Annotated in this window: 11 protein-coding genes; 2 read left to right on the top strand and 9 right to left on the bottom strand. The window is 64.0% G+C overall.

The window, feature by feature from the left end; genetic code table 11:
* Positions 1-39: 39 nt before the first annotated feature.
* Positions 40-198 (top strand): hypothetical protein, encoded by a 159-nt coding sequence (locus ACX4ZE_RS07565; RefSeq protein WP_480272604.1) that lies wholly within the window; start codon positions 40-42, stop codon positions 196-198.
* Positions 199-301: 103 nt separating this feature from the next.
* Here the strand turns inward: ACX4ZE_RS07565 and ACX4ZE_RS07560 are convergent, their stop codons facing one another.
* Entirely contained in the window at positions 302-3,667 is a 3,366-nt protein-coding gene (locus ACX4ZE_RS07560; RefSeq protein ID WP_480272603.1) for an arabinosyltransferase domain-containing protein, read from the bottom strand.
* A gap of 196 nt (positions 3,668-3,863) precedes the next feature.
* Here ACX4ZE_RS07560 and ACX4ZE_RS07555 point away from each other — a divergent pair, with 196 nt between their 5' ends.
* The gene (locus ACX4ZE_RS07555; RefSeq protein ID WP_480272602.1) at positions 3,864-4,361 is read left to right on the top strand and encodes a peptidylprolyl isomerase; all 498 of its coding nucleotides are present in this window, start codon (positions 3,864-3,866) and stop codon (positions 4,359-4,361) included.
* Positions 4,362-4,455: 94 nt separating this feature from the next.
* Here the strand turns inward: ACX4ZE_RS07555 and ACX4ZE_RS07550 are convergent, their stop codons facing one another.
* The 8 genes from ACX4ZE_RS07550 to ACX4ZE_RS07515 all read right to left on the bottom strand — a co-directional run bounded on the left by ACX4ZE_RS07550 (position 4,456) and on the right by ACX4ZE_RS07515 (position 19,464).
* Positions 4,456-6,000, bottom strand: coding sequence for an acyl-CoA carboxylase subunit beta (locus ACX4ZE_RS07550; RefSeq protein ID WP_480272601.1), 1,545 nt, complete (start codon positions 5,998-6,000; stop codon positions 4,456-4,458).
* Positions 5,997-11,318 (bottom strand): polyketide synthase Pks13, encoded by a 5,322-nt coding sequence (gene pks13 / locus ACX4ZE_RS07545; RefSeq protein WP_480272600.1) that lies wholly within the window; start codon positions 11,316-11,318, stop codon positions 5,997-5,999. Before pks13 ends, ACX4ZE_RS07550 begins: the two co-directional genes overlap by 4 nt.
* Positions 11,319-11,426: 108 nt before the next feature.
* On the bottom strand, positions 11,427-13,343 hold the full coding sequence (fadD32, locus tag ACX4ZE_RS07540; protein ID WP_480272599.1) for a long-chain-fatty-acid--AMP ligase FadD32: 1,917 nt from the start codon (positions 13,341-13,343) through the stop codon (positions 11,427-11,429).
* A gap of 188 nt (positions 13,344-13,531) precedes the next feature.
* A complete protein-coding gene (locus ACX4ZE_RS07535) occupies positions 13,532-14,572 on the bottom strand; it encodes an LLM class F420-dependent oxidoreductase (protein WP_480272598.1) in 1,041 nt (346 codons plus the stop codon).
* A 168-nt stretch (positions 14,573-14,740) separates the two neighbouring features.
* A complete protein-coding gene (locus ACX4ZE_RS07530; RefSeq protein ID WP_480272740.1) occupies positions 14,741-15,685 on the bottom strand; it encodes a cutinase family protein in 945 nt (314 codons plus the stop codon).
* Positions 15,686-15,723: 38 nt separating this feature from the next.
* Complete coding sequence (locus ACX4ZE_RS07525) at positions 15,724-16,257, bottom strand: DUF732 domain-containing protein (RefSeq protein ID WP_480272597.1); 534 nt, start codon at positions 16,255-16,257, stop codon at positions 15,724-15,726.
* A 186-nt stretch (positions 16,258-16,443) separates the two neighbouring features.
* A complete protein-coding gene (locus ACX4ZE_RS07520) occupies positions 16,444-18,243 on the bottom strand; it encodes an alpha/beta hydrolase-fold protein (protein ID WP_480272739.1) in 1,800 nt (599 codons plus the stop codon).
* A 168-nt stretch (positions 18,244-18,411) separates the two neighbouring features.
* Positions 18,412-19,464, bottom strand: a complete 1,053-nt coding sequence (locus ACX4ZE_RS07515; RefSeq protein ID WP_480272596.1) for an alpha/beta hydrolase — start codon at positions 19,462-19,464, stop codon at positions 18,412-18,414.
* Between the last annotated feature and the right edge of the window lie 125 nt (positions 19,465-19,589).

Genomic DNA, 19,589 nt, shown 5'->3' with positions numbered 1-19,589 from the left:
TACAGGACGAATCGGGCTCCTGGCCTTAATCTGAGAGCTATGACAACGGCATTCGATGATATGGATCTACGTGATCTTGTCGGACTGCTCAATGAGGAAGAACAACGGGAACTGCGTCTCGCGGTGCTGCGGATGCTGAGTCGACTTCCCTCACAAGAGGTGCTCCGGCGCGAGCTCGGTCTTCGGCTGAAGGTCTGAGCGTTCGGTTGCTTCGCACCGGAAACCGAACGACAGGCCGCCACCCGAGCTCGCTTGCGCGGCGGCCTGAGTCCAGAGTGATCCGGAACGGGTAGGAACACCCTCAGAACACCCGTAACCTGCCGGGCGACCACAGACCCGACCTGGTTACCGTGCCGGTGTCCAGGGTGGCTGGGACCGCACTGCGGTCATACCGGGTATACCGTTCCAATGAACCCCAGTCGCGCGCCCAATCGTCCTTCAGGTACGTGGGCACCGTAGTCGATTTCGCCAGCATCTGAGTGAAGCCGAGCGGGCCGCCGAACTCCTCGGCCTGCCACGTGTTGGTCGAGCTGACCGCCAGCGGTCGGTCGGGCAGGATGCGATAGTTGGGCATTTCCGCCACTCCGTTTCGATGGTAGAACGGCCGTTGGCAGGGGAACTGCAGGCCTACTGCCCAGTCCAGCAGGATCGGCTGCTCTGAGCCGAGGAAACTGTTGAGCGACTGCAGCTTCGGCATGCGTGGCGGCGTGAACGCCAGCCATTGGTCACCGATCAGAGAGGGATCCCGAGCGACGATACGCACCGCATCGGCATCCGGCGCGATCTCATCCAACGGTATCCGCAGATTACGCCAGGACGGGGCCGGACCGATGTCTCGCGGCTGATAGGTGCCGAGCTTGCGCACGCTGCCGTCCGGCAGACGCTTGCCGTAGTCGACGGTCAGCCATTGACCGTACTGCATCGCACCAGTGTCGTCGTAGGAGAGAATGCGCCCTGCGGCCGAGATCACCACCAGCGGCCTGTCTGCCGAACGCGGGGCTAGCTGATACCAACTGGAAGTGAGTTCCGCAGGCTCCTGCATACCTTTCTGAAAGCTGCCTAGGACCGGGGTGGTCGCCGGGTCGAGGCCGAATGGCAGGGCAACAGTGCTGCCGTTGACGCCCCGCGCGCCCTGACCGCCACCAGTGCCCGCGCTCTGTCCTTCGGCGAAGGCAGCGCCGATCGACTGATTCGAGGTGTTTCCGGTTCCCGGCTTCACTGGCACGCTATCGGCAGACAGGTCATCAGGCACACCATTCGGATCGAAGCCGACTGGATCGACGCCTGCCAGTGGATCAGCCGGATCGGTCGGTGGATGCGCCGGGTCGATGATCGGCTTCAGCCTGCCGCTGTTCGGGTCCGGCTCCACCAGAACATCATTGGCCAGGCCACAGGTGTCGCCGCCGAGCGCGGCGAAGTTCGCGCGGGCCAGCGAGTAAGCTGGGTACTGCGAGATCGCGCCCTTGACCAGCGAAAGCACTTCCAGCGCTACCATCATCGCGGTGACCACGGTCAGCGGAATCGCGGCAAACCGGCCAATCCCCCTACCCCGCAGCGTCTTTGCCGACGGTTGCGGTCCGGCGTAATCCTCACGCAGCGCGTACCAGCCGATCAGCGCGAGCGCCAAGCCGAACAAGATGAGCATCAGGGTGCTGGACTGGTAGCCGTGCAGCGAGACCGGCTTGTCGAACCACGGCACCCCGTAACTGGACACATACCAGTAGCCGTTGATGCCGGAGAACGAAATCGCGAGCACGAACAGCAACCCGGCCAGGAAGATCACCCGGTTCTTACGCGCCCGCAACGCACTCGCCGAGACCACGACCGCGGTGACCGCGGCCAGTGAGCCCGCGATACCCGCGTATGCGCCGAAGTGATGCGTCCATTTGGTCGGGTTGAACATCATAAAGAAGATGGTTCCGAACACCACACCCATCAGTCGCCAGGTCGGCCCGCTCGCGATGCCGGGAACCCGCCTGCGCCGCAACAACACCAGCATGGTGGTGAACAGACACAACAGCATCACCAAGAAAGCGAAACGACGCGACAGCGAACCGTCGACAGTTTCCACGAACAGGTAGTAGTACCGCAGGTAGTCCTCGTTCCAGTGGAGGTTGGGACCGGTCGCCTGGCGTACCCGGTTGGCCTCCTGGATGCTCGCGAAGGTCTGATCGCTGTAGACCACCGTCAATACGAGGAAACCGGCCGCCGCGATCGGCGCCAGCAGTGGCAGCGTCGAGCCCCACCGCCCTACGCCCGCAGCGGCGAACTCCCGACGCCTGCGCACCACGATGCGTACCATCGGCCGGATGCCCGCGAGCAGCGCCGCCACACACATGAGCCCAGTCGGCGCCGCGGCCAAGGTGAACGCCGCCACCAACACAGCGACTGCGGCAGGCAACAGACGGCTGGTCGCAATCGCCCGCTCGATCGACACCCAGGTCAGCAACGCGCCGAGCGCGACGATCGGCTCGGAGCGCAAACCGTTGTCGTAGGGCAACCAGAAAGCCAGGAACACCAGGCCGCCGGTCCACAGCGCCACTTTGCTTGTCCGCACGCCACGCCCCAGCCGAGGCACGACCTCACGGCTGATCACCATCCAGCACAGCAGCGCGCAGGCCAAAGCGGGCAACCGCACCCACGGGCTGGCCGTGGAGATCTGCGCGAAGAGCCGGATTACGTCGTAGTACCAGCCGAACGGAGCCTCCGGCACGCCATACCAGCGGAAGTAGTTGGCCATATAGCCCGCGTGCGGGGCCACCCGCACCATGGTGAGGATGTAACCATCGTCGGAGGTGTTCGCGCCGACGAAATGCCACAGCAGCAGGGTGCCGCCCACCGCGCCGTCCGCCCAGGTCGGCTTCAGCCAGCTCGCCGGGAAAAACCGGCGGTGTCCGCGCCCGTCGCTGCCGTCGAGTCGAGCCAACGCCGCCAGCGCCAGCAGTGTGCACAGCACCGCCGCGAACATCGCGATCAACTTGATCACGGTCGGGCTGGTCGAGAAGCGGGTATCCACCGTCATGTGCACAGCCAGTCCGGAGGGAGCCGCGCCTTTCAGGTCAGAGAACACCCCGACCACCTGCGGCCGGTGATCGCCGATCAGCTGCCCTTCCACCGGCACCGTGATCTTTTCGACCGCCCCCGGCCGACCGCCCTCGACCGGCCGCTCGACCTGCTTGGTGAGTCCGTCGAACGCCGCGTAGGTGCGGCCGTTGTCCGAGTGGATGCGCAGCGAGGTGCACTCGTTCATCCGCGCACGCTCAGCCGATACCACGACCACATTGCGGTCGACCACATCCACCGAGTCCGGCGAGACTCGTACGAACATGGCTTCCAACGCGGCTCGGTCGCCCTGCGGCGGCGCGGTAGCCAACAGCATGCCGCCTCGTCCAGGTAACTGCGCGATGGCCGTGCACGGGATCGTGGCGTCCAGTTTGATCGGTACCTGCGACATCAGCGGCGCCTGCACATCGCCGAGTGTTCCGCTCTGCGGCCAGTTCAGTGCCGCGGTCGTCTGCGTGACCGGCAAGAACGGCGTCGCCAGCGCGAATAACGCGCCCAGCGCCCCGGCGATCAACGCGATGATTCGCGCGGTACGGAAATCGCGCAAGGTCGCCGTCGGGGCGGCGGGGGGTTTTGTCAAGACAGCGGTAGCGGCGTCGTGCACGATTGGCAATGCTAGCTTCCCGCGCGCACACGCGAGCGCAGGCGCAGGGCGGAGAGATTCGTGGCCCTCAGAATGTTCGGAGCCGACGGCCGGAAAGTTGTGCCGATATGCAAGAAAATTGCCCCGGAATCCGCTGTGGGGGAGGAACGGCCCCCCGTGTCGCTGACCGGTAGCGGCCTGATGGAAAGGTGGGGGTATGACCAAGGTGAATATCTCGACCAACCACGGCCCGATCGTCCTCGAGCTCGACGAGCAGAAGGCGCCGGCCACGGTACGTAACTTTGTGGACTACGTGAATGCGGGCCACTACAACGGAACGATTTTCCACCGTGTCATTCCGGGCTTCATGATCCAAGGCGGTGGCTTCGAGCCCGGGCTGCGCCAGAAGGGAACCAAGGCCCCGATCCAGAACGAGGCGAACAACGGCCTGAAGAACACCAAGTACACCATCGCGATGGCACGCACCAACGATCCGCACTCGGCCACCGCGCAGTTCTTCATCAACGTCTCCGACAATGACTTCCTCAACCACTCCGCCTCCACTCCCGCTGGATGGGGCTACGCGGTCTTCGGCACGGTGATCGAGGGCACCGAAGTGGTCGACAAAATCGCCGCTGTCGCCACATCCTCGGCGGGTATGCACCAGGATGTGCCGGTCGAAGATGTCGTCATCGAAACCGCCGACATCGGTTGATCTTCCGATAGGCTCACCGCGCGCAGGGCCGCGCCCACAAGGCGCGGTCCTGGCCGGTTGCCGCGCTTGACTGGTTGCCCGCGTCTCAGCGCCGCTACAGCGGCAGCAGGTGGTGCTTGCGTGGGTTGCGCGCGAGGGTTTTGTCCCGCAACAGCTGTAAGGCGCGGCGGATCTCCAACCGGGTGGCCGACGGTTCGATGACCGCGTCGATGTACCCGCGCTCGGTGGCCACCCACGGCGTGGCCACGGTGGCGTTGTAGAAGTCGATCATCTGCTGCCGGATCGCCGCTCGCTGCTCTTCCGGAGCGGACTCGATCCGTTTGCCGCCGATCAAGCTGACCGCGCTCTCGGCACCCATCACCGCGACGCGCGCGGTGGGCCAGGCCAAGTTCACATCGGCGCCGAGCTGCTTGGAGCCCATCACGGCATAACCGCCGCCGTAGGCCTTGCGGATCACCACGGTTACCTTCGGTACCGTGGCTTCGACAAAGGAGAACAAGAACCGGCCGCCACGCTTGATGACGCCGATCTTCTCCTGCTCCACTCCGGGCAGGAACCCAGGCGTATCGACAACGAATACCAGCGGAATCTCGAACGCGTCGCACAGGCGGACAAAATGTGCCGCCTTGTCCGAGGCCCGCGCGTCCAGCGCGCCCGCGGACACCATCGGCTGATTGGCGACCACGCCGACGCTGCGCCCGTCCACGCGGGCGAAACCGGTGATGATGTTGCGCCCTGCGGACGCGCCGACCTCGTGGAATGCCCCATCGTCGAAAATACGCAACAGAATGTCGTGCATGTCGTATCCGGCGTTGTCGGAATCCGGGATGATCGAGTTCAGTTCCAGGTCGCTGTCAGTGGTCCCCGGCTCGAGGCCCGGGTTCACGATCGGAGCTCGCTCCTGACAGCTGGTCGGCAGGTAACCCAGGTACTCGCGCACCCACTCGAATGCCGCTGTCTCGTTTTCGGCGACGTGATGGATATTGCCGTACTCGGCTTGGCTGCGCGCGCCGCCGAGTTCCTCCAGACTCACATCCTCGCCGGTGACCTCTCGGATCACCTTCGGGCCGGTGACAAACATATATGCCTCTTCGGTAGCGACCACCACATCGGTGTTGATCGGGGCATATACGGCGCCACCCGCGCATTTTCCGAGAACCATCGAGATCTGTGGGACCAGTCCCGACAAAGGCTCCTGACGTCGGCCCAACTCCGCGTACCAAGCCAACGAAGTGACCGCCTCCTGCACCCGCGCCCCGCCGGAATCGTTGATGCCGACCACCGGACAGCCGATCTTGGCCGCGTACTCCAGGATCCCGGCTACCTTGCGGCCGAACATCTCGCCGACCGAACCGCCGTAGACGGTCTGGTCATGCGAGAAGACCGCTACGGGCCTGCCCTCTACCATGCCGTACCCGGTGACCACACCATCGCCGTAGAGCGCGGCGGGATCACCCGGTGTGCGCACCAGTGCACCGATTTCCACGAAGGTGCCTGGATCGAGCAGCATATCGATCCGAGCGCGCGCGCTGGGAACTCCTTTCTTCGCTCGCTTGGCCACCCCCGCTTCCCCCGCCGGCTCTCGCGCTGACTCCAGTCGAACACGTAGGTCTGCGAGTTTCTCGGCAGCAGTGCTCACTTGTCCCCTTTCGCCTCGATCGCGGCGAGCTTCGCGGTCAAGTCGGCCCCGATCTTCCCGATCCTCGGCTCATCGATGATCTGCAAGTGATCGCCGGGGATATGGATGATTTCCAGATTAGGGAGGTACTCGTCCCAGCCGCCGTTCGGTAACCGCTCGGCAAAGCGTGGCTCGAGTTCGATCATGCCGTCGTGATACCGATCGGCGAGGTAGAGCATTACATCACCGTCATAGTGGGTCGGCTCGACCTGCTGTAGGGCACGGCTTTCGACCCATGAGGTGCGCTGGTGCTCGAGCACACCACCGGGGATCTTCGCGCCGGTCAATTTGACCAGCTCGCTGACCATGTGGAACTGCTCCTCGTCCGGTGCGGCGGCCAGCTCTCGCAACTGCTCGGGCGGGAGATCGCCTTGCACACCATAGGTCTTCCTCGCGAAGGCCTGATACCGCTCGATGCGACGTATCCGCTCTTCGGGACTGTCGTCCTCGGGCTCGCTCGGGATCGCGAGGTCGATCAGACCGACCACCCGGACATCCGCGCCCTCTGAGCGCAGGATCTGTGCGGACGCCATGGCCAATACGGCGCCCAGCGACCAACCGTAGAGCACGAAGGGCCCATCACCCTGCAGCTTGCGCAGCTCCGGCACATATTGACGCGCACGCTCTGCGATAGAGCCATCGACCCGCTCGAAGCCGTACATCGGAGTATCGGCGGGCAACCGCTTGAGCAGCGGTTCGTAGACCAGCGTGTTGCCACCCGACGGATGGAATACGAACACCGGCACTGCGGACGAACCATCCGGCCGCGCCCGCAGCGGACGGACGAAACCATCCACATCGGCACCACTGTCCTGCAGAGTCCGGACGATCTCGGCGAGCTGCTCGATAGTCTCGCAGTCGAGCACATCATCAACGGTGATCTCGGCCCCGACCCGCTCGGTCAGACGTGCGGCCAGCTTCTCCGCAGTGTCCTCGTCGAGGATCGGCAGCGTGTTGAAGACGCCCTTGGCGGACTGGCCGGTGACCACCGCCCAAGTAGCGAAAGTCAGACGCTCAGCGGCGTCGCGTGGGGGGACGTCGTCTTCGGCGGACACGGACTGCTGCCTACCGCCGAAGGCCGCGACCGTCTCGCCCGGCGCAGGCTCCGTGACAGGAGCCGGATCGGGCGCAACGGTTTCCGGTGTCCCCGCGTCGGAAGCTGCGGGTGCACCGCCGGCAATGTCCGGCACCTCGGTGTTCACACCAGGTGCCGCTGCTGTGGGGTCGGCGCCGGTGGCCATAGCCGCCCTGGCCGCAGCCATGAAATCCGCGTCGACGGTCAGTTCGCCCGATCCACCCTCGGCCTTGTCGGCAGCCTGTTTATCGGCCAGCGCCTGCACCTCGTCTCGATGTTCGATGGCGTAGCGCAGTACCTTGCCGACCTCCTGCAGGCTCGCATCGCGCACGGCTTGAATCTGCAGCTGCGGGATGTCGAACTCGTACTCGACCCGGTTCTTGATGCGCATGGCCATCAGCGAGTCCAGCCCGAGTTCCATCAACGGAATCTCCATCGGGAGGTCTTCGACGGCATACCCCATGGATTCCGCGACGATCAACGCCAGACGTTCCTCCACGGTCTGCCTGCCATGTGGGTCCCAGCGCTCGCCGAAGGTCTCCACGATCTCGAAATCGTCGTTGTTCTGGGCGGGCTCGGCTGCGATAGCCGAGATCGGCTCGACCACAGCGGGTTCGGACAAAGGCTCGCCCGAGACGACCACGGCGTCCAACACCATCCGGAAGTCGTTGCCCGCCTTGGCGTGAACCTGCACCGAAGCGCCGCCTGGGTGCGGAGTGAGCGTGGTGGTGAGCGTTCCTTCGGCTGAAATCGCACCGTGCGAGATCGACGCGCCCAGCGATACCTCGCGCAGCACCTGCGCCGCCGCCGCGGTCACCAGCGCTGCGAGGTCAGTGACGGACGCGGCCCGCACCTGCCAGACATGCCTGCCGTCCGGCAGCGCGACATGCGCACCGGGAACGCGGTTGTCACCGCCCGCGGCGATCTTCGCCTTCGGCCAGTACGGCTTGCGCACAAACGTGGTTCGCGGAATATCCGCGTAGTCACCGGAACTCAGCAACGAGGGCAAATCCACCCGGTGCCCGTGCACATAGAGCTGAGCGAGGGCGCTGATAACTCCTGCGGATTCGTCCTCCTTGCGCTTGAGCGTCGGGATGAGCTGTGCGTCGGGTATGCCTTCGGCGAAGGTGGTGCCCAGAATCTGCATCAGCGCAACGGAGTTCGGTGCCAGCTCCAGGAACGTGGTGTGCCCGGCGTGTACCGCGAGTTTCACCGCGTTGGTGAAGTACACGCTGTGGCGCATGTTCTTGACCCAATAGTCCTCATCGTGGATCGGATCGTGTCCGGGACGGAAGAATTCTTCCTTGTGCACTGTCGAGTACAGGCCGGTCTTCAGCCCGGTCGGCTCGATACCCGCCAGCTCCGCGGCCAGCTCGCCGAGCAGTGGATCCATCTGCGAGGTGTGCCCGGCACCTCGGGTCGGCAGCACTCGGGCGAACTTGCCCGCGGCCTCCACCTGTGCCACGATCGCCGCGACCTGCTCCTGCGGTCCACCGATCACCGTGTTGGTCGGCGCCGCGTACACCGCCACCTCGACGTCCGGGTAGTCCGACAGCAGGTTCGCGACATCCTCCGCGCTGTACTCGACCAACGCCATATTGCGCACATCGTCATCGCTGACCATCTGCTCGCCCTCGCCCATAAGGCGGGACCTCGCACAGATCACACGGACCGCGTCTTCCAATGCGAGGCCACCTGCGATATACGCGCCGGCGACCTCACCCATGGAATGGCCGACCACCGCCTCTGGCTCCGCACCGTGCGCGCGCAGCACTGCGGCCAAGCCGATCTGAATGGTGAAGATACCGACCTGCGAGGTGCCGACGGTGTAATCCTGAGTATCGTCCAGGAACATCTCACGCACCGAGTATCCGACCTCGTCCTGCACCAACTCATCGACCTGGTCGACGGACTTCGCGAAGATCGAGTTCTCCAGATAGAGCTGCTTGCCCATCTTGCGGTGCTGCGCGCCGAAACCGGAAAGCACCCACATCGGGCCCATGGCAGCGGGTGCGTCGGCGGTGAATACCCCGGGCCCAGGCTTGCCCGCCGCAATGGCGCGCAGCCCGACGATCGCCTCCTCATGCGTCTTCGCGAGCACAACGCCACGCGAGCGCCAGTGGCTGCGTTTGGCCAGCGACCGTGCCACATCGGCGAGCGGGGTCCGCGCGCCCGCTTCGGTCTCCAACCAGTCAGCCAGCTCGGCGGCGGCGCGACGGCGACGCGACGGCAGATATCCCGACACCGGCAGGATGAGCGGCAACGGTTCGGTGCGCGCGGCGGTGTATTCGGTGTCGGCCGCAGCGGTTTCGGCACCCTCCGCAGCCGTGGCGGACTCAGCGATTACGGCAGCCGAGACGACGGCGTCGGCTTCTGATAACACGCCGGTGTTCTCGTTGTCCAAGTCGACCGTATCCGGTACAGCCACATCCGGCACCGGCTCCTGATCTACACCGGACCCATCTTCCGGGGCAGGTGCGGAGGGCGTAGATACATACTCCTGGATGACAATGTGCGCGTTGGTGCCACCGAAACCGAAGCCGGAGACGCCGATGGTGGCCATACCGCTGTAGCGCGGGAACACCGTGGGCTCGTCGACGACCTTCAGATGCGCCTGATCCCACGGAATATACGGGTTCGGACCCGCATAGTTGATGTTCGGTGGAATGACATCGTGTTGCAACGCCATGACCACCTTGGCCAGGCTAGCCGCACCGGCGCCGGACTCGAGATGGCCGAAATTGGTTTTCGCCGAGCCGAGCAACGCAGGCCGGTCGGCTTCGCGGCCACGACCGACCACGCGGGCGAGCGCATCGGCCTCGATCGGATCACCGAGCAAGGTGCCGGTGCCGTGCGCCTCGATGTAATCGACGGCAGAGGGCACAATGCCCGCATCACGGTAAGCGCGACGCAGCACATCGGCCTGAGCGTCCGGGTTCGGCGCGAGCAGACCGTTGGAACGGCCGTCGTTGTTGACAGCGGATCCCTTGATGACGGCGAGTATCCGGTCGCCGTCACGCTCGGCGTCGACGAGCCGCTTGAGCACGGCCAGCCCCCCACCTTCGGAACGCGCGATACCGTCGGCATCGGATGAAAACGCCTTGATCCGACCGTCCTTCGCGAGCGTGCCCACCGAGTCGAAGCCGAGCGTGGCCACTGGCGCCAACAGCATGTTCACCCCGCCCGCCAGCGCGAGGTCCGCATCGCCCGCGCGCAGCGCGCGCACCGCTTGGTGCACTGCGACCAACGTGGACGAGCAAGCCGTATCGACCGCGACCGAAGGACCACGGAAGTCGTAGAAGTAGGAGACGCGGTTGGCGATGATGCCAGTGGAGCTGCCGGTAATGCCGTAGGCCGCGGCCGATGCCGGGGCCGCCGGATCGTCCTCGCCCAGCCCTAGCGCGGCGATCAACATGAAGTCGTTGGTCGAGGTGCCGATGAAGACGCCGACCGGCTCACCTCTGAGCTCACTCGCCGGAATCCTGGCGTGCTCCAGCGCTTCCCAGGTCAGCTCCATCATCAAGCGCTGCTGCGGATCCACCCGCTCCACCTCGATGGGCGACATCGCGAAGAACTCCGCGTCGAAGCCCTGCACGACCTCCTGATCCAGATAGCCGCCGAGCGTGTTGCCCGCGGCAATCGCCTCGGCTACCCTCGGGTCGTCGGCAAACTCGGCCCACCTGCCCTCGGGCAGCTCGCGAATAGCATCGCCGCCCCCGATGAGGAACTCCCAGGTCGACTCCGGAGTGGCACCTGCACCGGGCAACCGGGTCGACAGACCCACGATGGCGATGTCATGCGCCTCGTCCGGGGTATAGCCCACGGTATAGAAGGCGTCGTCGGCCGATTCCGCCGGCATCTCCGGCTCGCCGTTGATGATCCGCTCGGCGAGGGAGGCTATCGTCGGATGCTGATAGTAAGCAGTGGCGGTCAGCATGACGCCGGTCAATTCTTCGATATCACCGGCAAGGGCGATGGCATCACGTGAGGCGAGCCCGAACTCTTCCATCGGCCGATCCACCGTGACCTGCCCGATCGGCTGCCCGATCGCATCGGCGACCCATTGCCGCAGCCACTCGCGCAGCTCCGCTACCGACATATCGTTCCGCATGCCCGGCGCGGACTCGGCCGAGTCCGCGCCTGCGACGGATGATGTGGGCTCGGCATCTGTCGTCTGGGTGGGCGTGCCTTCGTTGTCAGCCATCAATTCTCAAGCTACCTGTCTGCGTAACCGGGCGTACCGTAAATCGACGCTCGGCATGGGAAGGTCGGCGCCGAGCGCCGATGGTCGGTTCGAGGCCGCCGTTGGCGATTACTCTTCTGGTGCATCGGGGAAGGCCTGCTGGGTGTAACCACCCCGCAACGTCCCCTCCAGATAAGCGGCCCGGCAGGCCTGTCGCGCGATCTTGCCGCTGGAAGTCCGCGGAATCGAGCCAGCGGGCACCAGCAGGACATCGCGCGCGGTTACGCCGTGGCGTTGCGAGATAGCCGCACGCACCGCGTCTGCGATAGGCAGTGGATCGGCCTTGCCCGCGCCAGGACCACGCTCACCGACGATGACCAACTGCTCAGAGGTATCGTCGGCGTCGAACTTCAGACCGGAATGGCTGTTCTGCGCGAAGACCTCGGCCGGGAGCTGGTTGGCAGGCACCGAGAACGCGGCGACGAAGCCCGGGCGCAGGGCCTTGCTCGCTTCCTGAGCTGAGTGCTCCAGGTCCTGCGGGTAGTGATTGCGGCCATCCACGATCACCAAGTCTTTGACTCGGCCGGTGATGTAGAGCTCACCCTCGAAGTACACGCCGTAGTCACCGGTACGCATCCAGTTCGCGTCGGGCTCGACGCCCTCGGCACGGCTGCCCTCCAGCAGCCGGTGGGTAACCTTGTTGTGGAACGTCGTCGCGGTCTCATCAGGACGACCCCAGTAGCCGATGCCCATATTGTTACCGTGCAGCCAGATCTCGCCGACCCTGCCATCGGGCAACTCACGACCGCCGCCCTCGGACTCGACCGATTGCGGATCGATGATGGTCGCCCACTGCGAAAGCGCGATATAACCGCAGGAAACCTGTGCGATCGCATCCTGGTGGCTCGGCTCGACCCGCACCATGTGGCCCGCGTTGAGTTCCTTACGGTCGACGTAGGTGACCTTGGCCTCGTCCTCGGACTTGGTGGCGGAGACGAACAACGTCGCCTCGGCCATGCCGTAGCACGGCTTGATGGCGGTCTTGGGCAAGCCATAGGGTGCGAACGCCTCGTTGAATTTCTTCATCGATGAGGTCGTGACCGGCTCGCTGCCATTGATCAGTCCGATGACGTTCGACAAATCGAGCGGCTCGCCGCTCTTCGGCAAACCGCGCACCGCGGCGTGCTCGAAGGCGAAGTTCGGCGCGGCGGCGAAGGTGCCCGCCCCATCGGAGACCGCGGCCAGCTCCTTGATCCATCGGTAAGGACGGCGCACGAACGCACTCGGCGACATGATCGTGATGTACTTACCGCCTACCGCAGGCAGGATCACCGTCAGCAGGCCCATATCGTGGAACAACGGCAACCAGGTGACACCACGGGAATTCCAGTTCAGGTTGATCGCGTCCACCATCTGCAGCAGGTTGGTGGCGACCGCGCGGTGGGTGATCTCGACGCCGGCGGGCACCCGGGTCGAGCCCGAGGTGTACTGCAGGTAAGCGATGTCATCGATCGCGATATCCGGACGTACCCAACCCACGCTGACGCTGTCCGGAATCGCGTCCACCGCGATGATGCGAGGGCGTTGAGCGGCGGGCAGCGAACGGAAGAACTGCCTGACTCCAGCCGCGGAGGAGCTCGCGGTCAGGATAGCCGTGGGCTCACAATCGCCGAGCACCGCATGCAGTCGGTCGGTGTGGCCTGGCTCGTCCGGATCGAACAGTGGAACCGAAATCGTGCCAGCGTAGATCGCGGCGAAGAAGGAGATCACATAGTCCAAACCTTGCGGCGCCAGGATCGCGACCCGGTCACCCGGGTTTGTGACTTGCTGCAGTCGAGCGGCCACCGCGCGCAGCCGGATACCGAACTCACGCCACGTCAACTCCTGTACTTCGCCGTCACGCTCACGCGAATAATCGATGTAGCGGTACGCGAGGGTGTTCGCGTCGTTTCGGGTGTGCTTCTCGACGTGGTCAACCAGGGTGTGATCCTCGGGAATTCGGATGTTCCCGGTTTCGTCCAGGTAGTCGTCGAAAATCTCTTCCATTCCTTCTCCTCCGAGGCGCACACAGGCAATGCGGCGAGATTGCCGCTGTTATCCGTGAAACCCCGACTCGCTTTCGCCCGCGGGTGCTCCAAGTCCAGAGCGAGCCTGCAGATTTTGTGCGGTCTGCGCGGTGACCGCTTATCGGCTAGATGTACTCAAACCAGAATTATGTTACAGAGGAGACCCGCTCACTCTTCCCGCAGCAGAGGGATGATGGGGGCGAACGCGTCCATCTGTGTGGGAAACACGCCGATATAGGACATCGAGGTGAGTTGGCGCACACGTCGGATCTGTTCGGCGATCTCCTCAAATGTACCGATCGCCAAGTAGGGCGATTTCAAGATGTCTTCGACCGATAGTTGCACGTCGACCTCTAGGTTCGGGTGTAGTCCCCGATCCAACGCCGACAGCGCCATCTCCGCGGTCTTCTCGCGATCATCGGTGATCACGATAGCGTTGATGGGCCAGTTCAGCTCGATGTCGGCGAACCGGTCACCAGCAGCCTCCTTGATCAGATTCACCTTTTCGATGGCCTTCTCGAGAGTGATGCCAGAGAGAAGGCCCTTGCCGTTCTTGGTGGTCACCGGAACTACGGAGATGATATCGGCGTATTTGGCCACCAAGCGCAGCATCTTCGGGCCACCACCACCTGCACAGATCGGTGGACGTGGCCCCTGCCGAGGCCGCGGCGTTCCCTTGATCCCGCGTACCTGGTAGTACTTGCCCTCGAAAGTGCACTCCTGACCACGCAGCAACACATCGAGAATGATCAGCGCTTCTTCCAGCTTCTCCAGCCGCACGCCGGGCGACTCGTAAGGAATGCCCGCGTTCTCGAACTCTTCTTTGATCCAGCCCGCACCGAGGCCGACCTCGAGCCTGCCCTTGGACAGTACATCGATCGTGGCCAGGTCCTTGGCCAAAACAACGGGGTGGCGGAAACCATTCGCGAGTACCGAGGTGCCGAGACGGATTTTCTCAGTGGCCTGGGTCAGCGCGCCGAGCGCGGCGATCGGCCCGATCTGGTCACCGAGGTGGTCGGGCACGAAGAACGTGTCGAAGCCGTACTCCTCGGCCTGCTTGGCAGTCTGGACAAACTTGCGCGCACCGCCCTCTTGCTTGTTTCCCTCACCGCAAGCCCCGAAGCGGAATGGACGCAGCGGAGTGCCCAGCGCGGTCGACACAGCATCCGTGGCACAATCGACCGGGGCGATCGAGGCGGCTTCTGTCATGAACTCATGCTCCTGGCTGTACGGAAATGTCGGCGCGGCGCCCATCCGGAGACCGGTGTCGGAACGTTGCCTGGCGTCGCGATCACCAGCGCACTTTACAGCGTCCCCCCGGTTCGAGTTGCGCTTGTCACGCAACCGGATGCGAGTTGTCGCACGATCTGTGCATTCTCACGAATGAGCTGGGTGCGGCGCGACCTCGATGAGACCCTCGGCCCATGTGACCGTCCACTGAGTCGCGGTAGTGCCATCGGTGTCGACGACGAAACTTTTGTAGAGGCTGTGCACTGGATTACCCACCGCATGAACCAGGGTGTTCAAGCTGCTGAGGATGTTCCACGGACGCAGAGCCTCGCGGGGAGCGTCGCAAATCAAGTCGCCGGGCGCGCAGATGGTGTAGGTGCGGTCGGCCAGCGAACCGAAACCCCCCGGACGCGGACCGGTCATCGTGATGCCTGGCACGTCCAACCCCTTCAAAGCGACTTCGGCACCCACACCAGGCGGGGGCCGGCCGATCTGGATCGGCTGGCCGGGGCCGGTATCGCCGGTGCGCCGTCCGTCGGCCAGCAATGCCACCCCTAGCACCAGATCCGCGGGCACCGGCCCCTTCCCCGCGCCGATCTGCGCGGCCACATCACCGGCAATGACCGCGCCTTGAGAGAACCCCGCGAGCACATAAGTGGTCAACGGGCATTCCTTATACCGGTTGGCCATGACGTCGATCGTCCGCTGCGTACCCTCGGAGCGGCTGTTGTTGTAAGACTGCTGGCCATCCGGCGGAATCGCGATCGGATTGGAGAACTGCGCGACGTACGGAATGGTGTACACGTCTACGCGGTCGGCGGGAAAGCGCTGAGCGATCGGCTCGGAGATGCTGAGCATCAGCGACGCGGGATTGGCTGTCGGATGGTGCGGATCGTCCGAGCTGCTCGACTCCCAGGTGCCTGGCACCGAGATCATCTGCACATCGGGGCAGCTCGCAGGCTGTGCGGCAGGCCGCTGCGGTGGCGTCGGAGCAGGGGCGGGCGGGCGCAACCGCCCGGCGAGCAGATACCACAGCAGTAAGACGACCAGAACGATCAGCACGACGATGCCGATCGCGATCAGGCATCCCATCGGCTTACGCCGACGGGACACCGAACGGAACAGCACACTCACTGGCAGTATGTAGCGCGTGCGGTCGAGATGTAGATCTTCCCGGCTTTCTCGACCGGCATCTTTTCCTGGTCGAAAGCGGGATCGGAACCGGCCATAGCGTTCACGAAGGTGGTCAGATCCTGGTCGGAGGTACCAGCGGCAGTGCCCTGACAGACATACCGGCCGATGCTCAGCGCTATGTCCGGGGTTGACGGTTTGATGCCCTGCGCGGCCAGCTTGTCGAGAAAGCGCTTGTCCTTATCGGAGAACTTCGAAGTGTCCACAGATGGAGCGGCCATGCTAGGTGCCGGCTGCGGCTGCTCTGATGCCGGCTGCTTGGGCTGTTCCGACGCCGGAGCGGGAGCGGGCTGATCGGTAGCCTGTCCGGTCCCGGCAGGCGCAGGCGCGGCGGTCGATGGGGTCGCCGTCGCACTGTGGGTCGAGGTCGGCGTGCTCGTCGCAGTCGAATTATTGTCGCCACATGCGGCGAGCAGGCTGGTCGCGGCAATCGCCGCAATCACGCCGAATACCTTTCCACGGGTCCGATGCATGAATTCTCGTCCTCGATCTTTCGCGAAGCGGTCGGGTCGCCCACCAGGCTAGCCTCGCCCGATCACCGTGCAGGCAGCACGGTGTGTTCACCACCACCCGGAACCTACGAGAACAGTCGACCGCACCAACGGCCGGGTCGAGATCAATTCGGACTTATCGGATCAAACCGACTGAATCAGTCCGCCTCACAGACTGTGAACTTCCGGTTTGCCGTCATTGACCATGATGAAACCGGCTTGGAAGTTCTGCCGCACACCGCCAGGGATAGGAAACTCGTCGCTGATCGGGTACCCGAGCCTGCCGTTCTCGTAGCCGAGCTCACGCCAGGCTTCCAGAATAGGCCCGTTACGCACTGCCCAAGCCCCCGATAGCGGGCTCCAATAGATATTGCCGCCCTCGAAACCGCTGAACCGCCCGAAGTCCCGGAGCGGTCGCTCCTCGGTGACCGGGAAGCCCAACCCGCTTTCCTCGTAGCCCAATTGAGCGTATTTGCCGAGGATCAGGCCGTGGACGTGGTGCGCACCGGTGTTCTGACTGTAGTAGAACGGGCCATTCTCAAATGCTTGCACTACTCCGTCTCGATGCGGTGTCTTGGCCTCCGGCGCGGTCGGGTAGCCCGCGGGGCCACGTTCGAACCCCTGCTTCCCCCACTCTTCACCGATCGCTCCGTGAATCGCCTGTGCGCCGGTCTGTGGCGTCCAGTACAGCGAGCCGTACTGGAAGGTCTGAAACCTGCCGCGATTATCAGGTAACGCTCGTTCGATGCTCGTCGGCAGTCCGAGTGGCCCGGAAGGGCCGATGGCGGCCTGGTAGCCGCCGCCGATCGCACCACCGACCGGATACGCGCCATTACCCGGCATGAAGAATACCCGGCCTCCGGCGAAGTCCTGGGCGGTGCCATTCGCCACCTGGTACTCGCCGGTAACACAGGCGCCGAGCCAGCCGGTCGCCGCGGCTACCGCATCGATCGGGCCGCTGCTATGACATTCGGGCGGGTCAGGTACTACCCCAAGCGCGGCCGCCGCTTGGCGCCAGGACTGACGCATCTCGAAATCCCAGTAAGGCCAGGAGTGGGTGCCGGAGGGGCGGTAGTTCACCTGTACCGGAATCGCCAGTTCAGCCAGTTTGGTCACGAAGTTCTGCGAGGTGATCCGGGAAAGAATCTCCAGACCCATACCCGCGACATTGGTACTCACACCTGGGATATTCGCGGCCTGATCGAAGGGACCGGTCACACCACTGCCACTGGAGACATAAAGGCTGACCCCGCGTAGTTTTTCGGCCAGCGCATACGGATCGTGGGCGGCCCATTCCGGGCCCGTCGGCGGACCCCACATGGCAGAGGAGTCGAAACCACCCGCATTGCTGACAGCGAACTCGATGGCCTCTGGCATGCCAAGCGTGGTCGTAGTGAGAAAGCCGGAGTAAGATCCGGCGTATCGCACGAAATCCGAATTCCGTGCGGCGAGGAGCATCGCGGCGGTGCCACCCATCGACAGCCCCTCTATGCCCCGCACATTCGTGGCTCGCCAATGATTCTCCAGCAGCGGAGGAAGCTCCTTGGTGAGAAAGGTTTCCCACTTGTAGTTGCGGCCGTTGTTCGGCTCCAGCCAGTCGGTGTAGAAGCTGGCCTGCCCACCGACTGGAAGCACGACAGTGACATTCTTGTCGGCGAAGAAGTCGACCGCACCCGCCTCCTTCGTCCAACCACTCTCGTCCTCGGTGGCGCGCAGGCCGTCGAGCAGGAACAGAACGGGGAACCGGGCCTCGGGGCGAACGTTCCAATCCTTGGCCAGGAGCAGTTGCACCTGGATCGGCACACCCATGGATGGCGAGTTCACCCACAATGCAACGCGGCGGTCGCTGAGCCACACGACCTTCTCCGTAGCCGGTGTCGCCATCGCAGCCTTCGGCTGCGCGACGACAGGAGCACCACTGGACATGCTCGCGGCCAACGGAGTGGTTATGGCGATGGTGAGCAGCATGAGCCGACGTTTGCTCCAGCTACCGCGAATAGTCCCTGCCACAAGAGCTTTGTACTCCGGTTATGCCAGCCTTCCAGGAAGACACGCGCTACATAGCAAACTCTATTCGATGACATGTGAACGCGACTGCCCGAAGACTACGTCCGCATCGTAGTGCCACACGCGGACTCAACCGATGTTCGCCGACATATCCGGAATCATTCGCCTGGCCTCATCGGCCCAGTTATTCCAGGCGTGGATGCCGTAAGGCGGAAAGGAATAGACGGCGTTACCGCCGCCGAGCGAATCCATCCGAGCCTGGAAAGCCCGCGTGTTCGCCAAAGCCAATGTCTCCAACTCCATACCACTGAGAGTGGCGATGGACGGTGAATCCGTCTCTGTCGGCCGACCGCTGGCAGCGGCGATCCACAGACGGGTCTGGTTCTGGATCAGGTTGGGCGCGAAGACGAATGGGTCCATCCGAAACCACTGCGGGCTCCAGGGCGGCGCCATCGAGTCCACGTTGTAACCGCCTGAATCCAACATGGCGGCGCGAATCGCCTCACGCATGCCCGGCGCGGAATTGTTCAGGTAGCCGGAGAACGAACCTGCGAAGCTGAACTGCTCCGGGTGATACGCCGCGAGAGTCAGTGCGGCACTGCCGCCCATGGACAAGCCGAATACACCGTTACGATACGGGCTGAACCCGAGCCGATCACGCAGTGCCCACCGCAGATTCTCGGTCAAGAAGGTCTCCCATTGGTACCGGTAGCTCTTGCCCGGCCCACCCGAGAAAGCATTCAATGCCCCCGAACCGGACTCTCCGCCAGTGCCTGGTGGGATGCCGAAGAACTCACTGGGTGCGACCCAGTCGGCGTAGAAGCTGGACTGTCCACCAACCGGCATGACTACGTTGATGTTCCGACTCGCCAGAGCTTCCGGAATATCGGTCTCCACCTCCCAGCCGTTCAGAGTCTCTTGCGCCCGCAAGCCGTCCAACGCATAGGCGACCCGATGGGTATTGCCGTCCGCGGCACGCAGAATCCGGGTCTTGATCGGTCCCATAGCGGAATCGACCCAGAAATCGAAAGCCGCCGGATTGAACGCCGCCGATGCCGTGGCGCTGGTTCCCGCGATGGTTGTTCCGAGCGGCAACAGCATTGCCACAGCAATACCGAGAACCCATCGCCGTAACCAGACGCCAGTCGATCGAGAACCGCCGGGCTTGCACGCACTTCGCATCACGTCGACCTTCCGCTCGGGCTACCAGGTCAGCTAATGTTCCGCTATATCCGTTCCGCGATATCCACTGTCTCGTCATCGGGCTCCGAAGCTCATCTCCTGCCGCGAAACTACCGAATCAGCCT

The organism is Nocardia sp. TBRC8007 (genome assembly GCF_056629435.1).
The sequence above is the reverse complement of the archived record's forward strand: the minus strand, read 5'-3'. Positions and strand labels throughout refer to the sequence as shown.